The organism is Mycoplana sp. 10N416, from assembly GCF_056394765.1.
Genome location: NZ_JBFTIM010000011.1, coordinates 36,187 through 56,843 on the forward strand (window position 1 = coordinate 36,187; position 20,657 = coordinate 56,843).

Consider the following 20,657-nt stretch of genomic DNA (forward strand, 5'->3'; position numbering starts at 1 on the left):
GTGCCTATTCCCTGCGCTTATTCCGCCGCGGCTTTGAAGTTGTTGCGGGCGAGTGCCGAGCATTCGGCCATGACCGCAGAGGCGCGCGCTATCGGGTTCGTCAAATAGAAGTCTTTGACCGGAGAAGCAAATCCGGATTTGGTCATCTTCCCGCCTTTTTTCGCAAGTGCCGCAAGATCTGCGCCGTTGCCCGCAGCGATCTCGTTGATCTCGGCGAAATGCGGATGGGCCGCATAGAGCTTCGCGCGCAGCTGCGCCAACGAATCGAACGGCAGTTTCTTGCCGAGTACGTCGGAAAGCGCACGCAGGATCGCCCAATCCTCGCGAGCCTCGCCCGGGGCGAAGCCGGCGCGATTGCCCATCTGGGACCGGCCCTCCGTATTCACCCAGGTGCCCGATTTTTCCGTATAGGTCGCACCCGGCAGGATGACGTCGGCGGCATGCGCAGCGTTGTCGCCGTGCGAGCCGATGTAGACGGTGAAGGCGGTCTTCTTCGAGAAGTCCATTTCATCCGCACCGAGCAGGAACAGAACGTCGGTCTCGGTCAGCATCTCGGAAGCGGTCTTGCCCCCCTCGCCCGGCACCAGGCCGAGGTCGAGGCCACCAACGCGGGAGGCTGCCGTGTGGAGAACCGCCAGCCCGTTCCATTCGCCGGAAATCGCACCGACACTTTCGGCGAGCTTCACAACATTGCCCAGCACCGCCAGTCCGTCGGCGCGCGAAAGGGCGCCCTGGCCGACGATGATCATCGGATGCTTCGCGTTCTTCAGGGTCGCGGCGAACTTGTTCGTCCCGTCCAGCAGTTCGGACAGCGTTTCCGGCCCGGCACCCAGATATTCGTAGCCATAGCGCAGTTCGGTCTGCTCGCCGATCACGCCGATCGGGAAGCCATCCATGCGCCAGCGCTTGCGGATACGGGCGTTCAGCACCGCCGCCTCGAAGCGCGGATTGGCACCGACGATCAGCAGCGCATCGGCCTGCTCGATGCCGGCGATCGTCGGGTTGAAAATGTAGCTGCCGCGGCCGAAGGCCGGGTGCAGCACGGTGCCGTCCTGGCGGCAATCGATATTGGCCGAGCCGAGCGAAGCCACCAGTTCGCGCAGCGCGTACATTTCCTCGACCGAAGCCAGATCACCGGCGATCGCACCGATCCGCTCACCCGGCTTGCCTGCTACGGCTGCCTTGATGGCGCCAAAAGCTTCCGCCCAGGTCGCCGGCTGAAGTCGGCCATCCTTGCGGACATAGGGGCGGTCGAGACGCTGGGTCCTGAGGCCGTCCCAGATATAGCGGGTCTTGTCGGAGATCCACTCCTCGTTGACGTCCTCGTTGATCCGCGGCAGCACGCGCATGACCTCGCGGCCGCGCGTATCGACGCGGATTGCCGAGCCGACAGCGTCCATCACGTCGATCGACTCGGTCTTGTTCAACTCCCAGGGACGCGCGGTAAAGGCGAACGGCTTGGAGGTCAGCGCACCGACCGGGCAGAGGTCGACGATGTTGCCCTGCAACTCCGAGGTCATCGCCTGTTCGAGATAGGTGGTGATTTCCGCGTCTTCGCCACGGCCGATCAGGCCGAGTTCACTGATGCCGGCGACTTCCGTGCTGAAACGGACGCAGCGCGTGCAGTGGATGCAGCGGTTCATGATCGTCTTGACGAGCGGCCCGATGTACTTGTCCTCGACGGCGCGCTTGTTTTCCTGGTAGCGCGAACTGTCGATCCCGAAGGCCATCGCCTGGTCCTGCAGGTCGCATTCACCGCCCTGGTCGCAGATCGGGCAATCGAGCGGATGGTTGATCAGCAGGAACTCCATCACCCCTTCGCGGGCCTTCTTGACCATCGGCGTCGTGGTGAAGACTTCCGGTGCCTCGCCGTTCGGGCCGGGGCGCAGGTCGCGCACGCTCATCGCGCAGGAAGCGGCCGGCTTCGGCGGACCACCCTTCACCTCGACCAGACACATGCGGCAGTTGCCGGCCACCGACAGCCGCTCGTGGAAACAGAAGCGCGGAACTTCGGCACCGGCCTCCTCGCACGCCTGCAACAGCGTGAAATGATCCGGAACCTCGATCTCTTTTCCGTCGACTTTCAGTATTGCCATATCCGTCTTCCCGCTTTCCACGCGAGGCTTGCAAACTTGCAAGCGCCATATCCTTTGCGGCCGATACGGGTTTTCACCCGCCCCGACCGCGTCAGTTCGTTCCGTTGCCGTCGCAGGCGAGCCTCAGCTCCATGCCTTCGCCAGCTTGCCCGCTCCACCCAGCATCGCAGGCAACCCGCCCGTTGATGCCGAATTCGGCCAGATCCTTTTCCCATCCGAAGCGGTCCAGCGCGCGAAATCGGCCAAGCGGGAACTCCCCTTGCCGTACGGCACCTGTTCCAGCTTCTGGCCGATCCCTGACATCATCGTCAGGTCGTCAGCCACACCGGCATCAGATCCGCCGGCCGGCCTGGATCGCTGCTGCTTCCAGTCCGCCGGCTTCGTCATCACCCTATTCCGCAGCCTCGAGCACAGCCCCGTGCGCCATGGCCCTGTGGGTGTACTGATCGATTCGCTTTTCGATTTCCGGGCGGAAGTTGCGGATCAGGCCCTGAACCGGCCAGGCCGCAGCGTCGCCGAGCGCGCAAATCGTGTGACCCTCGATCTGCTTGGAAACGTCGAACAGCATGTCGATCTCGCGCTTCTGGGCATGGCCCTTGGCCATCCGCTCGAGCACGCGCCACATCCAGCCGGTGCCTTCACGGCACGGCGTGCACTGGCCGCAGCTCTCGTGCTTGAAGAAGGCCGAGATGCGGGCGATCGCCTTGATGATGTCGGTGGACTTATCCATCACGATCGCTGCCGCGGTACCGAAGGACGACTTCACCTCACGCAGGCCGTCGAAATCCAACGGGCAGTCGATGATGTCCTCGGCCTTGACGACCGGACAGGACGCACCGCCGGGGATCACGGCGAGCAGGTTGTCCCAGCCGCCGCAGATGCCGCCGGCATGCTTGTCGACCAGTTCGCGGAAGGTGATGCCCATCGCCTCTTCAACCGTGCAGGGACGGTTGACGTGGCCGGAGAGCATGAACAGCTTCGTGCCGACGTTGTTCGGGCGGCCGATCGACGAGAACCACGTCGCGCCGCGCCGCAGGATAGTCGGGGCAACGGCGATCGATTCGACGTTGTTGACCGTCGTCGGGCAGCCGTAGAGGCCCATATTGGCCGGGAACGGCGGCTTCAGGCGCGGCTGGCCCTTCTTGCCCTCGAGGCTTTCCAGCAGCGCGGTTTCCTCGCCGCAGATGTAGGCGCCGGCGCCGTGATGGAGGAAGACGTCGATGTCCCAGCCGTTTTTGTTGTTCTTGCCGAGCAGGCCGGCGTCATAGCACTCGTCGATCGCTGCCTGCAGCGCCTCGCGCTCGCGCATGTATTCGCCGCGGATGTAGATGTAGGCGGTATGAGCGCCCATGGCGAAGCTGGCGATCACGCAGCCTTCGATCAGCGTATGCGGATCGTTGCGCATGATGTCGCGGTCCTTGCAGGTGCCGGGCTCGGACTCGTCGGCGTTGACGACGAGATAGTGCGGTCGGCCGTCGCTCTCCTTCGGCATGAAGGACCACTTCAGGCCGGTCGGGAAGCCGGCGCCGCCACGGCCGCGAAGCCCGGAGGCCTTCATCTCGTTGATGATCCAGTCCCGGCCCTTTTCGAGAATCTGCTTGGTGCCGTCCCAATGGCCGCGCGCCATTGCGCCCTTCAAGGACTTGTCCTTCAGGCCATAGAGATTGGTGAAGATGCGATCTTGATCCTTAAGCATGATTCACCTTTCAGCGCGGCTTCTTGGGCGTCTTGAGCGCCGGGTTCGTCTCGGCCGCGTCCGTCTTGACGCGCGCAGCCTTCGACGGAGGAACGCTCACGGCCTCCTCGGCGCTCTTTTTAGAGCGCGGTGCGGACTTTGCGGCCGAGGGCTCGTCTCCGTTCAACGTGGTCGGGCCGCCCTCGGGCGCCGAGAGAACGCGATCGACCTGCGGACCAGGCTTGACCTCTGCACCGCGACCGGCCTCGAACTGATTGATGATCTCTTCAAGCCGCGCAGGCGTCAGGTCCTCGTAGGCGTCCTTGAAGATCATGACCATCGGCGCATTCACGCAGGCACCCTGGCACTCGACCTCTTCCCACGACAGCGTGCCTCCGGCATTGGTCTCGAGCGGCTCCGGATGGATCTTGTGCTTGCAGATATTGATCAGGTCCTCGGCGCCACGCAGCATGCACGGCGTCGTGCCGCAGACCTGAACGTGCGCGCGTGTCCCGACCGGCTTCAGCTGAAACTGGGTGTAGAAGGTCGCCACTTCCAGGACGCGGATATAGGGCATCCCGAGCATGTCGGCGATCGCCTCGATCGCCACCTTGGTGACCCAGCCGTCCTGCTCCTGCGCCCGCATCAGAAGCGGAATCACGGCCGACTGTTCGCGGCCCTTCGGATATTTCTTGATCGTTTCCTTCGCCCAGGCCGCATTCTCCTCGGAGAAGGCGAAGCTTGCGGGCTGGACGGCCTCATCGGCCAATCGACGAACAGACATTCTTTCGCGCCTTATTCAGTTGATCAGCCCGCAGCGCGTCGTCGTCACGGTGACGAACTGACAGGCATAGGCCGACTTCTCTTTCTGCATGAACACAATGTAACGGCTGCTGGCTTGAGCAGTGCCCTTGATCTCGTAACCATCGGCGAGGAGCTGCGCCATCGTGGTATTCTGCGCCTGCGAGCCGCCCTGCCCGGTCACGGCATCGAGACCGGTTCCGGCGTCCTGGGCGCTGGCCGCGTATGACGAGGCGATCAATGCTGCGAGGGCAACGCTCAAGCGACGCATCAGCGGTCCACCTCACCGAAAACGATATCGAGAGACCCGAGGATGGCGGAGACGTCCGCAAGCATGTGCCCCCGGCAGATGAAATCCATCGCCTGCAGATGCGCATAACCCGGAGCGCGGATCTTGCAGCGATATGGCTTGTTGGAGCCGTCGGCGACGAGATAGACGCCGAACTCGCCCTTCGGCGCCTCGACCGCGGCATAGACCTCGCCCTCGGGCACGTGATAGCCCTCGGTGTAGAGCTTGAAGTGGTGGATCAGCGCTTCCATCGACCGCTTCATCTGTCCGCGCTTCGGCGGCACGATCTTGCCGTCGAGCGAAGAGACCGGGCCGATCCTGGCATCGCCCAGCAGGCGGTCGACGCACTGGCGCATGATCTTCGCCGACTGGCGCATCTCGATCATCCGGATGACGTATCGATCGTAACAGTCGCCGTTCTTGCCGATCGGAATGTCGAAATCGAGTTCGGAATAGCACTCGTAGGGCTGCGAGCGACGCAGGTCCCAGGCAGCCCCGGAACCGCGCACCATCACACCGGAAAAGCCCCAGGCCCAGGCCTCCTCGAGCGTGACCACGCCGATATCGACGTTGCGCTGCTTGAAGATGCGGTTGCCGGTCAACAGTTCGTCGATGTCATCGACCGTCTTCAGGAACGGATCGATCCAGTTGCCGATGTCCTCGACGAGCTGGTCCGGAATATCCTGATGAATGCCGCCGGGACGGAAATAGGCCGAGTGCATCCGCGCGCCACTGGCGCGCTCGTAAAACACCATCAGCTTTTCGCGTTCCTCGAAGCCCCAAAGCGGCGGCGTCAGCGCGCCGACGTCCATGGCCTGCGTGGTGACGTTGAGAAGATGCGACAGGATACGGCCGATCTCCGAGTAGAGCACGCGGATCAACTGGCCACGGATCGGCACCTCGACGCCAAGCAGCCGCTCGACTGCGAGCGCGAAAGCATGCTCCTGGTTCATCGGCGCCACGTAGTCGAGGCGGTCGAAATAGGGAACGGCCTGCAGATAGGTCTTCGTCTCGATCAGCTTCTCGGTGCCGCGATGGAGAAGGCCAATATGCGGATCGACGCGCTCGACGACCTCGCCGTCCAGCTCAAGCACGAGGCGAAGAACGCCATGCGCCGCAGGATGTTGCGGACCGAAGTTAATGTTAAAGTTGCGGACGTTGTGTTCCGTCATACCGCTGCTCCAATGGGCGCCGCATCAACCGATGCGCGCCACAGAAATCAATTCGTCTTCGCCTTCTCATCGCCTGGCAGCACGTAGTCCGTGCCTTCCCAGGGCGACAGGAAGTCGAAGTTGCGGAATTCCTGCCGAAGGTGCACCGGTTCATAGACAACACGCTTGACCGCGTCGTCATAGCGAACCTCGACGAATCCCGTGGTCGGGAAATCCTTGCGAAGCGGATAGCCCTCGAAACCGTAATCCGTCAGGATCCTGCGCAGGTCGGGATGGCCGGTGAACAGGATGCCGTACATATCGTAGGCTTCACGCTCGAACCAGTCGGCACCCGGATAGACATCGCATGCGGAGGGAACCGGCTCGTCCTCGCCGGTCGCGACCTTTACCCGCACACGGATGTTCTGCCGCGGGGAAAGCAGGTGGTAGACAACGTCGAATCGTTCTTCGCGCGCCGGCCAATCGACGCCACAGACATCGATGAGGTTGACGAAACCGCACTGCACGTCGTCGCGCAGGAACGTCAAAAGCGCGATGACATTTTCCCGGGTCGTCGTCAGCGTCAGTTCGCCATAGGCAAGCTTGGTGGCAGAAATCAGTTTTCCGCGCACCTCGCCGAGATAGGAAGCAAGTTCCTGGAGAGCTTCGCTCATTGTGTCTGTCCCCTGCCCTTAGCGCTCGATCGTGCCGGTGCGGCGGATCTTCTTCTGCAGCAGGAGCACGCCGTAGAGCAGCGCTTCCGCCGTCGGAGGACAGCCAGGCACATAGATGTCGACCGGCACGACACGGTCACAGCCGCGCACCACCGAATAGGAGTAGTGGTAATAGCCACCGCCGTTCGCGCACGAACCCATCGAGATCACGTAGCGCGGCTCGGGCATCTGGTCATAGACCTTGCGCAGCGCCGGGGCCATCTTGTTGGTCAGCGTGCCGGCGACGATCATGACGTCCGACTGGCGCGGCGAGGCGCGCGGCGCAAAACCGAAGCGCTCGACGTCATAGCGCGGCATCGACATCTGCATCATCTCGACCGCACAGCACGCAAGGCCGAAGGTCATCCACATCAGCGAGCCGGTCCGCGCCCAGTTGATCAGTTCGTCCGTGGACGTGACCAAAAAGCCCTTGTCGGCCAGTTCGTTGTTGATCTCGCCGAAGAACGCATCGTCGCTGCCAACCGGCTTGCCGGTCGCGGGATCGATGATCCCCTTGGCCCGCGGGGCCACGAGCGTGGTGCCGGAGGTCAATTCCATTCCAGCGCTCCCTTCTTCCATTCGTAGATGAAGCCGATGGTGAGCACCAGGAGGAAGACCATCATCGACCAGAAGCCGAACCAGCCCAGATCATGGAACGAGACCGCCCAGGGAAAGAGAAACGCGACCTCGAGATCGAAGATGATGAAGAGAATCGACACCAGATAAAAGCGGACGTCGAATTTCATGCGCGCATCATCGAAGGCGTTGAAGCCGCACTCATAGGCCGAAAGCTTTTCCGAATCGGGGGCCTTGTATGCGACGGCAAAGGGCGCAATGAGCAGCGCGATGCCGATCACGAGGGCGATACCGATAAAGATGGCGATCGGGATGTAGGATCCGAGAAGTTCAGTCATTGTCGTCCGTCCTGCTTGCGTCGGGCGCGGGATGAGCGCCGCCGGGCCTGATGACCGCAAGCCGAGAAAGTATGTTGCAACGGCACGTCGTTAGCGCAGTGAGCGCCCCCGCGCAAGGCTTTGGTCCGGCATTACCCCGATCATTGCGCACAATTCGCCGGCCCCGCGCCTCGGCGAGAAATGGAACCTGACAAACATCATGGGCAAGGGCCGAAAGCACCGAGCATCGCCTGTCGCCGCGGCGAGCCACAAAGATGTGCGCCGCCTCCCCAGAACGCGCACCACGTTCCGCTCGACTCAGCCAGGAGCCCGAAGCTGCGGACGCCAAAAAGGACAGCGCCCGTCGCGCTGCCTCACCGCTTCCGACAGAGATGAGATCGACTATAGGAAAAGACGATGGCGCGAGTGACGGGGCTCGAACCCGCGACCTCCGGCGTGACAGGCCGGCACTCTAACCGACTGAGCTACACCCGCGCATGTTGGCCGTTGCGGCCATGATACCCCTTCAGGCGATCAGGACAAGTGAAATGGCGCGAGTGACGGGGCTCGAACCCGCGACCTCCGGCGTGACAGGCCGGCACTCTAACCGACTGAGCTACACCCGCATTTCTTTCAAACGTCCGATGCCGAGGCACCTCCCGAAGCGGCCGAAGCCGTTCGATGAGCGGCTAACTAAGGGGTTCGCTTTGGGGTGTCAAGCGGGTTTGAAAACAAAACGATGACACGGCACGAATTGTTGAAAACCTCGCACGGATATCCCTAGCGCACCCGTGCGTGAGGCGCCGATAATTGCCAGCGAGAATACGAAGCCGCTGAACGTCGCGGCCGCTGGATAGGCAAGTGGACACTTATCCACATCTCGCCTCGGACCCCGGCGCCTTGCCCCGGGCTCCCTGCCCCAGGGCGGCGAAGTCCGCTCGATCAACCGGATGCCGGCGATTTTGAGCGGGGATCGACCTACAGAATTGCCAACGCCATTATCCCGTCCGCTCAGCCGGCCGCAAAAAAATCCTCAAAAAACATCATCAGGGCTCTTGCGGTTTCATCCGGTTCCGCATAGATCACGGCCACCAACGCGGCGGGCGATTAGCTCAGTTGGTAGAGCGCCTCGTTTACACCGAGGATGTCGGGAGTTCGAGTCTCTCATCGCCCACCACTTCTTCTTCCTATAAGCTGACTGTGTGCAGACCCGCCAAACCCCGGCGGGGAACAGGTTTTTCGCGCGCTGTGAAGATGCGCGCGTGGCCGTAGCGGCGGCACGCCCCGCACATCGTCCAGGAGAATCCAATGACAACCGAAACGACCTTTCATAACGCCAGGCAGACTGACGGACGCCTGGTGGACATTCGTGTCTCCAACGGCACGATTCGGGCGATCGAAAGCACGGGAGTGCCGGCCGTCGGGGAAACATCGGTGGACCTGCGCGGTCGCCTCGTGATCCCCGGCCTCGTCGAGGGGCATATCCATCTGGACACCAGCTTCTATGGCGACGAATGGAAGCCGCACCGTCCCTGCACCAACGGATTCGACGTCCGCGAGCGGGTCGCGTTCCAGGCGGACAACATGGCGAAGGCGGCGCCGATGGCGGCGAGAGCCCGCAACCAGCTCGATCTGTGCATTGCCAACGGCGCCATGCACATGCGCAGCCATGTTATGGTCGACGGCTCGGTCGGCCTGAAGTCGCTGGAGACGATTCTCGCCGTGCGTGACGAATATCGAGACCGAATCGATATTCAGCTCGTCGCCTTTCCGCAAAGCGGCATCCTCTCCAGTCCGGGCACGCCGGAATTACTGGACGAAGCGATTGGAATGGGAGCAGACCTCGTCGGCGGGCTCGATCCGGCGAGCTTCGACCGGGATGTCGAGCGGCACCTCGACGTCGTGTTCGGTGTTGCCGAGAGGCGCGGTGTCGGTGTCGACATCCATCTACACGACATGGGAACGCTCGGCATTTTCGAGATCGAACAGATTTGCGCACGGACACAGGCGCTCGGCATGAACGGCAAGGTGGTGATCAGCCACGCCTACGGCCTTGGCGACGTAGCTGAGGATCTTGCGAAGCGCACCGGCGCCCTGCTCGCCCGCTCCGGCGTCGCGATCATGACCAATGCGCCGGGCGACCACGCCTTTCCACCGGTGGCCCTTCTTCGACGCGAGGGCGTCACCGTTTTCTCCGGCAGCGACAACATCCGCGATTCGTGGTGGCCGTTCGGCGACGGCGACATGCTCAGCCGGGCCTCGATCATCGCCTATCGCTCCGGCTTCTATACCGATGACCTGCTGTCCGCCGCGTTTGACGTCGTGACCGCGGCCGGGGCAAAGGCGCTCGGCATCGAGAATTACGGGATCCGTCCCGGCGCACGAGCCGATTTCGTCGTGCTCGACGCACCGCACATCCCGCAGGCCGTAGTCGAGGTACCGAAGGCGCGGGACGTCTACAAGGGCGGGCGGCTCGTGGCATCCAATGGGAAGATCGTGTCGGGCTGACGTCGCGATCACCCGCCTGTGCGGTTGCCTATCTGCTTCCCATACGAAGAAGGGCGCGCTCGGCCGAGCGCGCCCTTCTTCTTTTCTCGGTATAGAGTGTGAACTCAGCCGGCGAGCTTCGCAGCGAGCTTTGCGACGTGTGCACCCTGGAAACGGGCGGCGTCGAGTTCGACAGTCGAAGGCTGGCGCGAGCCGTCGCCGTCGGTGATCGTCGAAGCACCGTAGGGCGAGCCGCCCTTGACTTCATCGACGCCCATCTGGCCCTGGAAGGCGTAAGGCAGGCCGGCAACGACCATGCCGTGGTGCAAGAACGTGGGGATGAAGCTCAGAAGGGTCGACTCCTGGCCGCCGTGCTGGGTCGCGGACGAGGTGAACGCAGACCCGACCTTGCCTACGAGCTTGCCGTTGAACCACAGGCCGCCGGTCTGATCCCAGAAATTGCGCATCTGCGAAGCCACGGTGCCGAAGCGAGTGCCGGCGCCGACGATGATGGCGTCGTATTCTTCCAGCTCGTCGATCGTGGCGATGGGAGCGGCCTGATCGAGCTTGAAATGCGAAGCCTTGGCGACCTCCTCCGGAACCAGCTCCGGTACACGCCGGATCGCGACGTCGGCGCCTGCGGATTTCGCGCCCTCAGCCACGGCATTCGCCATGGTTTCGATGTGCCCGTAGGCGGAGTAGTAAAGAACCAGTACTTTTGCCATTCTTCTTCTCTCATTGCGTAGAGGTAGCGGTCATTCCGCTGATTGCTGCAGCTGCGAACATGGAGCACATGCCGGGACAAAGCCAGCGCCCGCCGGCGAAACAGACTGTTCGCGCAGAATTGACAATCACTTCGCCGCGTTGAACGAATCAACGACAATAAGGAATATTCCCAATGACTTCCGCCAAGATCATCACCGCCGCGATGCTCGCCATCGGCGACGAACTGCTGTCCGGGCGCACCAAGGACCGCAACATCGGCCATCTGGCCGACATGCTCTTTCTCGCCGGAATCGACCTCAAGGAAGTGCGCATCGTCGGCGACGAGGAGGAGATGATCGTCGACGCGTTGAACGCCTTGCGCGGCCGCTATGACTATGTCTTCACCTCCGGCGGCATCGGCCCTACCCATGACGACATCACCGCCGACGCGGTCGCCGCGGCGTTCGGCGTGCCCTGCACGCACGATTCGGCCGCAATGGAACTGATGGCGGCGATGTATGCCCGTCGCGGCATGGAATTCAACGAGGCGCGCCAGCGGATGGCGCGGATGCCGGTCGGCGCGAAGCATATCCCAAACAGCGTCTCCACCGCCCCCGGCTTCAGCATCGGCAACGTGCATGTGATGGCTGGGGTACCGCAGGTCTTCGTCGCGATGCTTGAATCCCTCCTGCCGACGCTTAAGACCGGCACGCCGGTGCTTTCCCGCAGCATCGCCTCCCCGTTTGGCGAGGGCGACATCGGCACCCAGCTGACGGCCATTCAGAAGGCCCATCCTGAAACCTCGATCGGCTCCTATCCGCGGTTCGACGGAACACGCTTTTCGACCGAGATCGTCATCCGCAGCCGCGAAGACGCCACGGCGACGGCGGCAGAGAGGGACATCCTGGCGATGATCGCCGAGATCGCGGCGGCCAAGGCCGCCACTTGACCGACATCAAGGCCGGATTGCAACCGGCGGCGCAGATTGCATCGGCCTGACCGCGTCAGCATCGCAGATTGCGTCGGCGACAGGAGACCAAATTCCGCATGCCTCTTGAATCGAAGGCGATTTGGGAGAAGGATCATGCAGAAATTCAACGCGTTACCGACCCGCTGCCGGAGGGTTGTTCCGTTCGGCGCGGCGCACCCCGACCGCAATGGAGACCGCAATGACATACAAGACCATCACCGCCGTGCTCAGTGTTGCGGAAGACGCTGAAAAGGTGACCCAGCACGCGCTCGCGCTTGCCGAGCGGCACGGCGCGCATCTGATTGGCGTGCACGCAGAGACACCGATCGTCGTCACGATCGCTGCACCGATGGAGTTCCCCGATCCGAACGCGATCATGGAACAGCAGGCGCAGGCGCAGGCGGTTTCGCGGACGATCCAGAAGACCTTCCGGACCCTGGCCCAACGCGCCGGCGTCCCCCACGAATGGCGGCTTTTCACCGGCAGCGCCGGCTATAGTGCCAGCGGCGTCATCGACAGCGCGCGCGCGAGCGATCTGGTGGTGGCAGCGCAGTTGGACGCCAACGGCGACGGCCCTTCCCGCGCCGACATCGAGGACCTGCTCTACGAAAGCGGTCGGCCGCTCTGCCTCGTCTCCGATGCCGTCGCCGGTCCCGAGACGCCTGAACGCGTGCTGGTCGCCTGGAACGGCACGCGCGAATCGGCCCGTGCCGTCTTCGACGCACTGCCGCTGCTCAAGGAGGCGAGGGAGATCGAGATCTTCACGGTCGACGCCCACGACAGCGCTTCGGAGCATGCCGCCTTCTCCGGCGCCGAGATCGCCTCCGCTCTCACGCGCCATGGTCTGACGGTGTCCATCAATTCCGTAAGTTCCGGCGGGGACACGGTCGCCCACGTCATCAACCGCCGCGTCAGCCAGACCGGCGCCAATCTGCTCGTCATGGGTGCCTTCAGCCATTCCTGGCTGCGGCACCGCCTGTTCGGGGGCGTCACCAGCGCAATGATGAAGGACCTGCGCGTGCCGGCAATCATGTCGCGCTAATCCGATTTTGAGAACGGCGCCGCCCGATGTCCCTCCGACGCGGCCGCGATTCCGTCTCTTCGCTGTGGATCACCGGGCGACGGCGCAACTGCGCCGTTTCCCTTCGCGATGCAACTGCTCTAGAAAAGGCCGATCATCCGCATTTCCGCCGGACGCCCGGCGATAGGAGCCCGCCATGTCGCTTCCCGACAAAGCCTTTCCCGTTTCCTGGGACCAGTTTCACCGCGACGCCCGCGCGCTTGCCTGGCGGCTGTCCGACAACGACCGCGAGTGGAGGGCGATCGTCTGCATCACGCGCGGCGGCCTCGTGCCTGCGGCGATCATCTCGCGCGAGCTCAACATCCGCCTGATCGAGACCGTCTGCGTCGCCTCCTATCACGACTACGTGTCGCAGGGCGAAATGCACGTGCTGAAGGGCGTCGCGCCGGAACTCCTGCAGAACGAAGGCGAAGGCATCCTGATCATCGACGACCTGACGGATACCGGCAAGACCGCCGCGCAGGTGCGCGCGATGTTGCCGAAGGCACATTTTGCCGCCGTCTATGCCAAGCCGAAGGGCCGGCCGATGGTCGACACCTTCGTCACCGAGGTCAGCCAGGACACCTGGATCTATTTCCCCTGGGACATGGGCTTCAGCTACCAGGAACCGATTGCCAAGGGCACCCGCGGCTGACCGCCTGCCAACACCCTGCCCTTCTACACTTCAGCCCTGCAATGCCGCCGTGGCAATGGCGGCATTGCCGTCTATTGGCTGCTGTACACATCGAATCGAACACTGTCTGGCGGCGTTCTTCTTGCGACGGATGCGAGCGGCCGCCAGGCTGGCGGGCACGCGGCCATGGACAAGAGGAAACCGCCGGTTCGCTCGTCCATTTTGACGCGCGACTGGCCCTGCTCAGCCATCGGCCTAGTGAAACAGCGCGGGGAATGCACATCGCTGATCCCTTGCCAATTCCCCCCATGTGCGTTGCGCGGCTTTACCCTTAGTTTTGCCCCATTATTTCTTGGGCTATCCACACTTGTCTCGCACCCGCCGTGATCATCCGCTCGGAAACGCCTGATTTTGCAGCATTTGAACGATCTCCCCATTTTCCACAGGCAGCGCACACAACATGTAGCGTCCACAAATCCGTCACAAACCACCCCTTGACGGAATCGGGTGCCATGGCGTTAATGGTTCTTAAGTTGCAACGGCGGCTGGGCCGGAGAGTTTAAAGTCCGGTTCATAAAATCAGGAAATCGCGATTGGTGACCATGCGTCAAGGTGGATGACCCGCCGCCGCAGGGGATGTTTTGCGCACGTTTTCTTGATCGCCGAAGCGGCCCATGAGGCTGGCATAAAGAAGCTGTTTACACTACATTTAGTGTTTGCAGCTAAACTCAGCACAAGATACAGGGTCTCGATAGATCGGGTTTCCCGCACACATTGAAGAGAGTTGGGGCAGGCTGCGAGACATTGCGGCCGCGCGGAACAATTGCGCCTGCGCACACGTACGCAGGAACGCTGACAGAAGGACAACGGACCATGCGCATAGAACGTCGCTTCACCAAGCAGGGCCAGTCGGCCTATGCCGAGATCGAATTCCGCAAGGCCACCAGCGAGATCAAGAACCCGGACGGCTCGATCGTCTTCCGGCTCGCCGACATCGACGTTCCCGCCCAGTTCAGCCAGGTCGCAGCCGACATCCTGGCCCAGAAGTATTTCCGCAAGGCCGGCGTGCCGGCGCGCCTGAAGAAGGTCGAGGAGAACGACGTCCCCTCCTTCCTGTGGCGCTCCGTTCCCGACACCGACGCGCTGAAGGACCTGCCGAAGGAAGCCCAGTACGGCTCGGAGACCGACGCCCGCCAGGTGTTCGACCGTCTCGCCGGCACCTGGACCTACTGGGGCTGGAAGGGCGGCTACTTCGCCTCCGAGGAAGACGCTTCCGCCTTCAAGGACGAGCTCGCCTACATGCTCGCTACCCAGCGCGTTGCCCCGAACTCGCCGCAGTGGTTCAACACCGGCCTGCATTGGGCCTATGGTATCGACGGCCCCGGTCAGGGCCACTTCTATGTCGACCCCTTCACCGGCAAGCTGACGAAGTCCAAGTCGGCCTACGAGCATCCGCAGCCGCACGCCTGCTTCATCCAGTCGGTCGAGGACGACCTCGTCAACGAGAACGGCATCATGGACCTGTGGGTGCGTGAGGCGCGCCTCTTCAAGTACGGCTCCGGCACGGGCTCGAACTTCTCGCATCTGCGCGGCGAAGGCGAAAAGCTGTCCGGCGGCGGCCGCTCCTCCGGCCTGATGAGCTTCCTGAAGATCGGCGACCGCGCCGCCGGCGCAATCAAGTCGGGCGGCACGACGCGCCGCGCCGCCAAGATGGTCGTGGTCGACATCGACCATCCGGACATCGAGGAATACATCAACTGGAAGGTTAAGGAAGAGCAGAAGGTCGCAGCCCTCGTCACCGGCTCGAAGATCGTCGCTTCCCACCTCAAGGCGATCATGAAGGCCTGCATCAACTGCTCGGCCGACAACGACGCCTGCTTCGACCCGAACGAGAACCCGGCGCTGAAGCGCGAGATCCGCGCCGCCAAGAAGAACCAGGTTTCGGAAAACTACATCAAGCGCGTCATCCAGTTCGCCAAGCAGGGCTACAAGGACATCGAGTTCAAGACCTACGACACGGACTGGGATTCGGAGGCCTACCTCACCGTTTCCGGCCAGAACTCGAACAACTCCGTCTCGATCAAGGACGACTTCCTGCGCGCCGTCGAGACTGACGGCGACTGGAACCTGACCGCCCGCAAGGACGGTCGCGTCATGAAGACGCTGAAGGCGCGCGACCTCTGGGAATCGATTTCCTACGCCGCCTGGGCGTCGGCCGATCCCGGCCTGCACTTCAACACGACGATGAACGACTGGCACACCTGCCCGGCTGCCGGCCCGATCCGCGCATCCAACCCGTGCTCGGAATACATGTTCCTCGACGACACGGCCTGCAACCTCGCCTCGCTGAACTTGCTTCAGTTCAAGGACGCGGCCACGAAGAACATCAACATCGCCGACTACGAGCACGCCGTCCGCCTGTGGACGATCGTCCTGGAAATCTCGGTGATGATGGCGCAGTTCCCGTCCCGTCAGATCGCCGAACTCTCCTACGAGTACCGCACGCTTGGCCTCGGCTATGCCAATATCGGCGGCCTTTTGATGTCGTCCGGCATTCCCTACGATTCGGCCGAGGGCCGCGCCATCTGCGGCGCGCTGACCGCGATCATGACCGGCGTTTGCTACGCGACGTCCGCCGAGATGGCCGGCGAGCTCGGCACCTTCCCAGGCTTTGCACCGAACCGCGACAACATGCTGCGCGTCATGCGCAACCATCGCCGCGCCGCCTATGGCGAGACGACCGGCTACGAAAATCTCTCGGTCGACCCGGTCGCCCTCCTCCATGACGACTGCCCGGACCAGGACCTGATCGTCCACGCCATGAGCGCCTGGGACAAGGCGGTCGAGCTCGGCGAAAAGCACGGCTATCGCAACGCGCAGGTCTCGGTGATCGCCCCGACCGGTACGATCGGCCTCGTGATGGACTGCGACACCACCGGCATCGAGCCCGACTTCGCCCTGGTGAAGTTCAAGAAGCTCGCCGGCGGCGGCTACTTCAAGATCATCAACCGCGCCGTTCCCGATGCGCTGCGCACGCTCGGCTACTCGGAAGCCCAGATTGCCGAGATCGAGGCCTATGCGGTCGGCCACGGCAACCTCAACCAGGCGCCCGGCGTCAACCCGGGCTCGCTGAAGGCCAAGGGTTTTTCGGACGAGAAGATCTCCGCCGTCAACGGCGCGCTGAAGAGCGCCTTCGACATCAAGTTTGTCTTCAACCAGTGGACGCTCGGCGCCGACTTCCTCAAGGACACCCTGAAGGTGTCCGACGAGCAACTCGCCGACATGAGCTTCAACCTGCTCGAGCACATCGGCTTTACGAAGAAGGACATCGAGGCCGCGAACATCCACGTCTGCGGCGCGATGACGCTCGAAGGCGCACCGTTCCTGAAGAACGAGCACCTGCCGGTGTTCGACTGCGCCAACCCCTGCGGCAAGATCGGCAAGCGCTACCTCTCGGTCGAAAGCCACATCCGCATGATGGCGGCCGCCCAGCCGTTCATCTCGGGCGCGATATCCAAGACGATCAACATGCCGAACGAGGCGACCGTCGAGGATTGCGGCTCTGCCTACATGCTCTCGTGGAAGCTGGCGTTGAAGGCCAACGCCCTCTACCGTGACGGCTCGAAACTGTCCCAACCGCTGAACGCCTCGCTGATCGAGGACGAGGCGGACCAGGATGCGGTCGAGGAACTGCTGCAGGCGCCGGCAGCTGCCCAGGCGGTTGCCGTCACTGAGAAGATCATCGAGCGCGTGATCGAGAAGGTCACCCGCGAGCGCGAGAAGCTGCCGAACCGTCGCCAGGGCTACACCCAGAAGGCCGTCATCGGCGGGCACAAGGTCTACCTGCGCACCGGCGAATTCGGCGACGGCCGGCTTGGCGAGATCTTCATCGACATGCACAAGGAAGGTGCCGCCTTCCGCGCGATGATGAACAATTTCGCCATCGCCATCTCGCTCGGCCTGCAATACGGCGTGCCGCTCGAGGAATATGTCGAGGCCTTCACCTTCACCAAGTTCGAGCCGGCCGGCATCGTCATCGGCAACGATGCGATCAAGAACGCCACCTCGATCCTCGACTATGTGTTCCGCGAGCTCGCCGTGTCCTATCTCGGCCGCAACGACCTCGCCCATGTAGATACGTCGGACTTCTCCAACACCGCACTCGGCAAGGGCATCCAGGAAGGCAAGACCAACCTGCTGGCGACCGGCTGGACGCGCGGCTACAAGCCGACCCTCGTCCTCGGCAGCGGCGGCGAGCGCCCGCTTTCCGAGCCGAAGGGGGCTTCGACCGCCGCCCCCGCCAAGGCCACTTCTGCCGGCAACGTCACGTCCTTTGCCGGGAGCGCTGCGCGCAAGCTCGAGCCGACCGTTGCGATCTCCACCTCCGAAATCGTCGCCTTCAAGCGCGACTACGAGGAAAAGGCCGCGGAACTGGCCGAACAGGTCGCCGAAGAGGCCGCGAGCGATGCCGAACCGAGCGTGACCGCGCTCTTCTCCGACAAGGCCCAGGCCGACGCGGCCGCGGCCAAGGCGGATGCGAAGAAGCTGGAGAACGAACGCCGCATGCGCTCGATCGCCCAGGGCTACACCGGCAGCATGTGCTCGGAGTGCCAGAATTTTACGATGGTGCGCAACGGCACGTGTGAGAAGTGCGACACGTGTGGCGCGACGAGCGGGTGCAGCTGAAAAATGCAGGGATAAGTCGAGCATCCGCTTTATTGCAACTTAACTCTGGATAGGATGGACCCGCGGTGGCTAGTTTCACCGCGGGTTTTTCTCGGACAATCAGAATGCAGCCACCATTTTCCCTGAATATCAAACAATACCGCTCGATCAATGAAGGTTGCATTGTCCCATTCAGCCACAAAACTACATTTGTAGTGGGGCCAAATAATTCCGGAAAATCAAATATCCTCCGGGCATTGTCGGCAGTATTTAATAAACAATTCTCAATTGGTGATAATAATCACGAGTACGATCTCATCGTAAGTAATAGCAATTTCATGAAATTCGCTGACAACTATCAAAACCTTAAACGGTCCCTTCCTGATTTCAAAGACGACTTTGTTATAACAATAAAAGGCGGAACCTTAGTACAGAGAGACGCTCCGCCGGAAATTTTGCAGTACGCAGAAAGCAATAGGTTTCTTAATGATTTCGGTAACAGCAGTAGCGCGAATGCAAACTGCTATACACTCATGCAGCGTCTATTTCAGCAAATAGAACCAAACTTGGTTGGTACAGTTTACGTTCCCAATACTCGATACATTACAACTCCAGGGCGGGAGCCAGACAATTTTACCAAACTGGAAGTCGCTGGGACAGTGCTTCAATACGGAAATATCGTAGAAGAACTTTCCGCCCTTAACCGTCCTCGAACAGAAAACAGAACTCAGAGCAGAGAGAAATTCAAAAAAATTGAAGACTTCTTAGCGTACTGCCTGGACAAACGAGACGTACATATAGAGGTCCCATTTGACAAATCCACTATTCACATCGACATAGACGGTTCCGAATTCGCCCTACAGGACCTCGGCACTGGGATAGAGCAACTTTTAATTATCGGACTCGCCTCATTTGGCTTCACCGGGAAGCTAACGCTTGTGGACGAGCCAGAACTCCACTTCCATCCTACTGCCCAAAAGAGGATGGTGAAATATCTAAATGACACATTAGATTCATCTTTCGTATTCGCTACTCATTCTGCAGCAATATTGGACTCCGTCGATGCCGACGTACTTCAAGTGAGAAACGATGGTACGCGCTCCATCATCAGCACGGTCGTAAGCAATAAGGAGCGATATCAAGCGGTTCGCGACTTGGGGCATTCGCCCAGTGATCTCTTGCTCACACGATTTGCCATTTGGGTCGAAGGACCGTCAGACCGTGTTTATCTTAACCACTGGATCGGAAGAATTGACCCAACGCTCATCGAAGGCGTCGACTTTACTGTTTTATTTTACGGTGGCAAGATTTTAAGTCATCATAGTTTTATCGAAGAAGACTCTGAGCTTGTTAAGGCAGTTTCTCTCGCTCGGGCTTTTGCTGTATTAATGGATAGCGATCGCAAGCCAGACAAACCAAACATAAATTCAACCAAGTCCCGTGTCCGCGAAGAAATTGAGAGACAGGGCGGGATCTGCTGGATTACTGAAGGGCGGGAAGTTGAAAATTACCTCCCAGCAGAGGTTATATGTAAACTCGCCGCCGCTTTTCCCGGAACATCGATTCCGGCAACCAAACTCGACCAAATCCTTGATCCTGAGAAAGTCAAAAAGAACGATTTTGCCCGCTCTGCAATTGCCATTGAAAGTGATGATTGGCCACTTGACTTGAAAAAGCGCGTAACCGAGCTCGTTGAAGCAATCCAAGGATCGCGTTAAATTCGTCTCACGGCTGTGGCTTCGACTGCAGGCCCCGCCCCTCCTCATCAACGCCTTCAAGGAGAGAGCGGAACGCAACTGGGAGCATGTCATGTGCCGAAACATAAAGCCCCTGTTCAATTTCGATCCTCCGGCGACGGAGCAGGAAATCCACGATGCCGCATTGCAGTTCGTACGCAAGCTGGCCGGAACGACCAGGCCATCGAAGCGGAATGAAGCGGCATTCGATCGCGCGGTGCGGGCAATCGCGGACTGCGCCGGCGAACTGCTCGATTCCATGGAGACCTCGCAACGGCCACGCAACCGTGAGGAAGAGGCCGCGAAGATGCGCGCGAGAAGCGCAGCCCGGTTCGCTTGAGCGGCTGGCGGCCTACGGAAGGTCGATCTCGCCGTCGACCACGTGGGTGAGACCGGTGCCCTCCGCCGTCAGCGTCATGCGTAGCTTCAGCTTCTTGCCGCCGACCTGCCCTCCGCGCACCATCTCCTCGATCTTGCGCTGCGAGGTGACGCCGACTTCCTTCAGGAACTTGCGGATCGACATGTTGAACGCGTCTTCGCTCATCGGGAAACTCCTCGGTGCCGATGAGGGATTGTAGGCGAAGGACGTGATCAAGGAAACTGGAGCGCGGCAGCACAGGAGCCACGCTTAAGCGCGTCGCGATCTTTCTTCGGCGCACAGCCCCTGCCCTTCCGGCCGGTCACCGAGCGTGACGGTGCCGCCGTGGCTTTCGACGATGGCGGCCACGAGTGCGGATACGGTCAGTTGTCCTGCGGATATTCATTGCATCCTCCTGGGTCGA

The 20,657-nt window shown here is 61.5% G+C and carries 18 protein-coding genes and 3 tRNA genes; 8 read left to right on the top strand and 13 right to left on the bottom strand.

What is annotated here, in order from left to right; translation table 11 throughout:
• Nucleotides 1-17: 17 nt before the first annotated feature.
• From nuoG to AC1DDS_RS20955, 11 genes are all read right to left on the bottom strand, one after another.
• Complete coding sequence (nuoG, locus tag AC1DDS_RS20905) at nucleotides 18-2,096, bottom strand: NADH-quinone oxidoreductase subunit NuoG (RefSeq protein WP_477480607.1); 2,079 nt, start codon at nucleotides 2,094-2,096, stop codon at nucleotides 18-20.
• A 123-nt stretch (nucleotides 2,097-2,219) separates the two neighbouring features.
• The gene (locus AC1DDS_RS20910) at nucleotides 2,220-2,483 is read right to left on the bottom strand and encodes a hypothetical protein (RefSeq protein ID WP_477480608.1); all 264 of its coding nucleotides are present in this window, start codon (nucleotides 2,481-2,483) and stop codon (nucleotides 2,220-2,222) included.
• 4 nt (nucleotides 2,484-2,487) lie between these two features.
• On the bottom strand, nucleotides 2,488-3,792 hold the full coding sequence (gene nuoF / locus AC1DDS_RS20915; protein WP_477480609.1) for an NADH-quinone oxidoreductase subunit NuoF: 1,305 nt from the start codon (nucleotides 3,790-3,792) through the stop codon (nucleotides 2,488-2,490).
• A gap of 10 nt (nucleotides 3,793-3,802) precedes the next feature.
• Nucleotides 3,803-4,555 carry an NADH-quinone oxidoreductase subunit NuoE gene (gene nuoE, locus AC1DDS_RS20920; RefSeq protein WP_477480610.1) on the bottom strand — a complete coding sequence of 251 codons (753 nt, stop codon included), beginning with the start codon at nucleotides 4,553-4,555 and terminating at the stop codon, nucleotides 3,803-3,805.
• Between the two features lie 15 nt (nucleotides 4,556-4,570).
• Nucleotides 4,571-4,834: a hypothetical protein gene (locus AC1DDS_RS20925; protein ID WP_477480611.1), complete on the bottom strand. Its 264-nt coding sequence runs from the start codon at nucleotides 4,832-4,834 to the stop codon at nucleotides 4,571-4,573.
• 8 nt (nucleotides 4,835-4,842) lie between these two features.
• Nucleotides 4,843-6,033, bottom strand: a complete 1,191-nt coding sequence (locus tag AC1DDS_RS20930) for an NADH-quinone oxidoreductase subunit D (protein WP_477480612.1) — start codon at nucleotides 6,031-6,033, stop codon at nucleotides 4,843-4,845.
• A gap of 47 nt (nucleotides 6,034-6,080) precedes the next feature.
• Nucleotides 6,081-6,686: an NADH-quinone oxidoreductase subunit C gene (locus tag AC1DDS_RS20935; protein ID WP_477480613.1), complete on the bottom strand. Its 606-nt coding sequence runs from the start codon at nucleotides 6,684-6,686 to the stop codon at nucleotides 6,081-6,083.
• Between the two features lie 18 nt (nucleotides 6,687-6,704).
• Nucleotides 6,705-7,283, bottom strand: coding sequence for a NuoB/complex I 20 kDa subunit family protein (locus tag AC1DDS_RS20940; protein ID WP_108004645.1), 579 nt, complete (start codon nucleotides 7,281-7,283; stop codon nucleotides 6,705-6,707).
• Nucleotides 7,274-7,639, bottom strand: a complete 366-nt coding sequence (locus AC1DDS_RS20945) for an NADH-quinone oxidoreductase subunit A (RefSeq protein WP_310422127.1) — start codon at nucleotides 7,637-7,639, stop codon at nucleotides 7,274-7,276. Before AC1DDS_RS20945 ends, AC1DDS_RS20940 begins: the two co-directional genes overlap by 10 nt.
• Nucleotides 7,640-8,036: 397 nt before the next feature.
• Nucleotides 8,037-8,113, bottom strand: a tRNA-Asp gene (locus AC1DDS_RS20950).
• A 54-nt stretch (nucleotides 8,114-8,167) separates the two neighbouring features.
• Nucleotides 8,168-8,244, bottom strand: a tRNA-Asp gene (locus AC1DDS_RS20955).
• 475 nt (nucleotides 8,245-8,719) lie between these two features.
• Here AC1DDS_RS20955 and AC1DDS_RS20960 point away from each other — a divergent pair.
• Together AC1DDS_RS20960 and AC1DDS_RS20965 are read left to right on the top strand one after the other, a co-directional pair.
• Nucleotides 8,720-8,795 (top strand) — tRNA-Val (locus AC1DDS_RS20960).
• Nucleotides 8,796-8,926: 131 nt separating this feature from the next.
• Nucleotides 8,927-10,126, top strand: coding sequence for an amidohydrolase family protein (locus AC1DDS_RS20965; RefSeq protein ID WP_477480614.1), 1,200 nt, complete (start codon nucleotides 8,927-8,929; stop codon nucleotides 10,124-10,126).
• A gap of 104 nt (nucleotides 10,127-10,230) precedes the next feature.
• Here the strand turns inward: AC1DDS_RS20965 and wrbA are convergent, their stop codons facing one another.
• Nucleotides 10,231-10,830 (bottom strand): NAD(P)H:quinone oxidoreductase type IV, encoded by a 600-nt coding sequence (gene wrbA, locus AC1DDS_RS20970; RefSeq protein ID WP_477480615.1) that lies wholly within the window; start codon nucleotides 10,828-10,830, stop codon nucleotides 10,231-10,233.
• A 173-nt stretch (nucleotides 10,831-11,003) separates the two neighbouring features.
• On the opposite strand from wrbA, the gene AC1DDS_RS20975 reads away from it, so the two are divergent.
• The 6 genes from AC1DDS_RS20975 to AC1DDS_RS21000 all read left to right on the top strand — a co-directional run bounded on the left by AC1DDS_RS20975 (nucleotide 11,004) and on the right by AC1DDS_RS21000 (nucleotide 20,215).
• Nucleotides 11,004-11,759, top strand: a complete 756-nt coding sequence (locus AC1DDS_RS20975) for a competence/damage-inducible protein A (RefSeq protein ID WP_477480616.1) — start codon at nucleotides 11,004-11,006, stop codon at nucleotides 11,757-11,759.
• Nucleotides 11,760-11,979: 220 nt separating this feature from the next.
• The gene (locus tag AC1DDS_RS20980) at nucleotides 11,980-12,822 is read left to right on the top strand and encodes a universal stress protein (RefSeq protein WP_477480617.1); all 843 of its coding nucleotides are present in this window, start codon (nucleotides 11,980-11,982) and stop codon (nucleotides 12,820-12,822) included.
• A 175-nt stretch (nucleotides 12,823-12,997) separates the two neighbouring features.
• Entirely contained in the window at nucleotides 12,998-13,495 is a 498-nt protein-coding gene (gene gpt / locus AC1DDS_RS20985; RefSeq protein ID WP_310422143.1) for a xanthine phosphoribosyltransferase, read from the top strand.
• An 852-nt stretch (nucleotides 13,496-14,347) separates the two neighbouring features.
• Nucleotides 14,348-18,160 carry a vitamin B12-dependent ribonucleotide reductase gene (locus tag AC1DDS_RS20990; RefSeq protein WP_477480618.1) on the top strand — a complete coding sequence of 1,271 codons (3,813 nt, stop codon included), beginning with the start codon at nucleotides 14,348-14,350 and terminating at the stop codon, nucleotides 18,158-18,160.
• Between the two features lie 65 nt (nucleotides 18,161-18,225).
• Nucleotides 18,226-19,857 (top strand): ATP-dependent nuclease, encoded by a 1,632-nt coding sequence (locus tag AC1DDS_RS20995; protein WP_477480619.1) that lies wholly within the window; start codon nucleotides 18,226-18,228, stop codon nucleotides 19,855-19,857.
• A gap of 91 nt (nucleotides 19,858-19,948) precedes the next feature.
• Nucleotides 19,949-20,215 carry a DUF2277 domain-containing protein gene (locus tag AC1DDS_RS21000; RefSeq protein ID WP_477480620.1) on the top strand — a complete coding sequence of 89 codons (267 nt, stop codon included), beginning with the start codon at nucleotides 19,949-19,951 and terminating at the stop codon, nucleotides 20,213-20,215.
• A 12-nt stretch (nucleotides 20,216-20,227) separates the two neighbouring features.
• Here AC1DDS_RS21000 and AC1DDS_RS21005 read toward each other — a convergent pair whose 3' ends face one another.
• The gene (locus tag AC1DDS_RS21005; RefSeq protein ID WP_477480621.1) at nucleotides 20,228-20,419 is read right to left on the bottom strand and encodes a DUF6494 family protein; all 192 of its coding nucleotides are present in this window, start codon (nucleotides 20,417-20,419) and stop codon (nucleotides 20,228-20,230) included.
• Between the last annotated feature and the right edge of the window lie 238 nt (nucleotides 20,420-20,657).

Bases quoted from the DNA above. Each gene is read 5' to 3' on its own strand.
- nuoE (WP_477480610.1), bottom strand. From the start codon at position 4,555: ATGTCTGTTCGTCGATTGGCCGATGAGGCCGTCCAGCCCGCAAGCTTC.
- AC1DDS_RS21005 (WP_477480621.1), bottom strand. From the start codon at position 20,419: ATGAGCGAAGACGCGTTCAACATGTCGATCCGCAAGTTCCTGAAGGAA.
- AC1DDS_RS20975 (WP_477480616.1), top strand. From the start codon at position 11,004: ATGACTTCCGCCAAGATCATCACCGCCGCGATGCTCGCCATCGGCGAC.
- AC1DDS_RS20965 (WP_477480614.1), top strand. From the start codon at position 8,927: ATGACAACCGAAACGACCTTTCATAACGCCAGGCAGACTGACGGACGC.
- AC1DDS_RS21000 (WP_477480620.1), top strand. From the start codon at position 19,949: ATGTGCCGAAACATAAAGCCCCTGTTCAATTTCGATCCTCCGGCGACG.
- AC1DDS_RS20945 (WP_310422127.1), bottom strand. From the start codon at position 7,639: ATGACTGAACTTCTCGGATCCTACATCCCGATCGCCATCTTTATCGGT.
- AC1DDS_RS20935 (WP_477480613.1), bottom strand. From the start codon at position 6,686: ATGAGCGAAGCTCTCCAGGAACTTGCTTCCTATCTCGGCGAGGTGCGC.
- AC1DDS_RS20910 (WP_477480608.1), bottom strand. From the start codon at position 2,483: ATGACGAAGCCGGCGGACTGGAAGCAGCAGCGATCCAGGCCGGCCGGC.
- nuoG (WP_477480607.1), bottom strand. From the start codon at position 2,096: ATGGCAATACTGAAAGTCGACGGAAAAGAGATCGAGGTTCCGGATCAT.
- AC1DDS_RS20990 (WP_477480618.1), top strand. From the start codon at position 14,348: ATGCGCATAGAACGTCGCTTCACCAAGCAGGGCCAGTCGGCCTATGCC.
- gpt (WP_310422143.1), top strand. From the start codon at position 12,998: ATGTCGCTTCCCGACAAAGCCTTTCCCGTTTCCTGGGACCAGTTTCAC.
- AC1DDS_RS20930 (WP_477480612.1), bottom strand. From the start codon at position 6,033: ATGACGGAACACAACGTCCGCAACTTTAACATTAACTTCGGTCCGCAA.
- wrbA (WP_477480615.1), bottom strand. From the start codon at position 10,830: ATGGCAAAAGTACTGGTTCTTTACTACTCCGCCTACGGGCACATCGAA.
- nuoF (WP_477480609.1), bottom strand. From the start codon at position 3,792: ATGCTTAAGGATCAAGATCGCATCTTCACCAATCTCTATGGCCTGAAG.
- AC1DDS_RS20980 (WP_477480617.1), top strand. From the start codon at position 11,980: ATGACATACAAGACCATCACCGCCGTGCTCAGTGTTGCGGAAGACGCT.
- AC1DDS_RS20940 (WP_108004645.1), bottom strand. From the start codon at position 7,283: ATGGAATTGACCTCCGGCACCACGCTCGTGGCCCCGCGGGCCAAGGGG.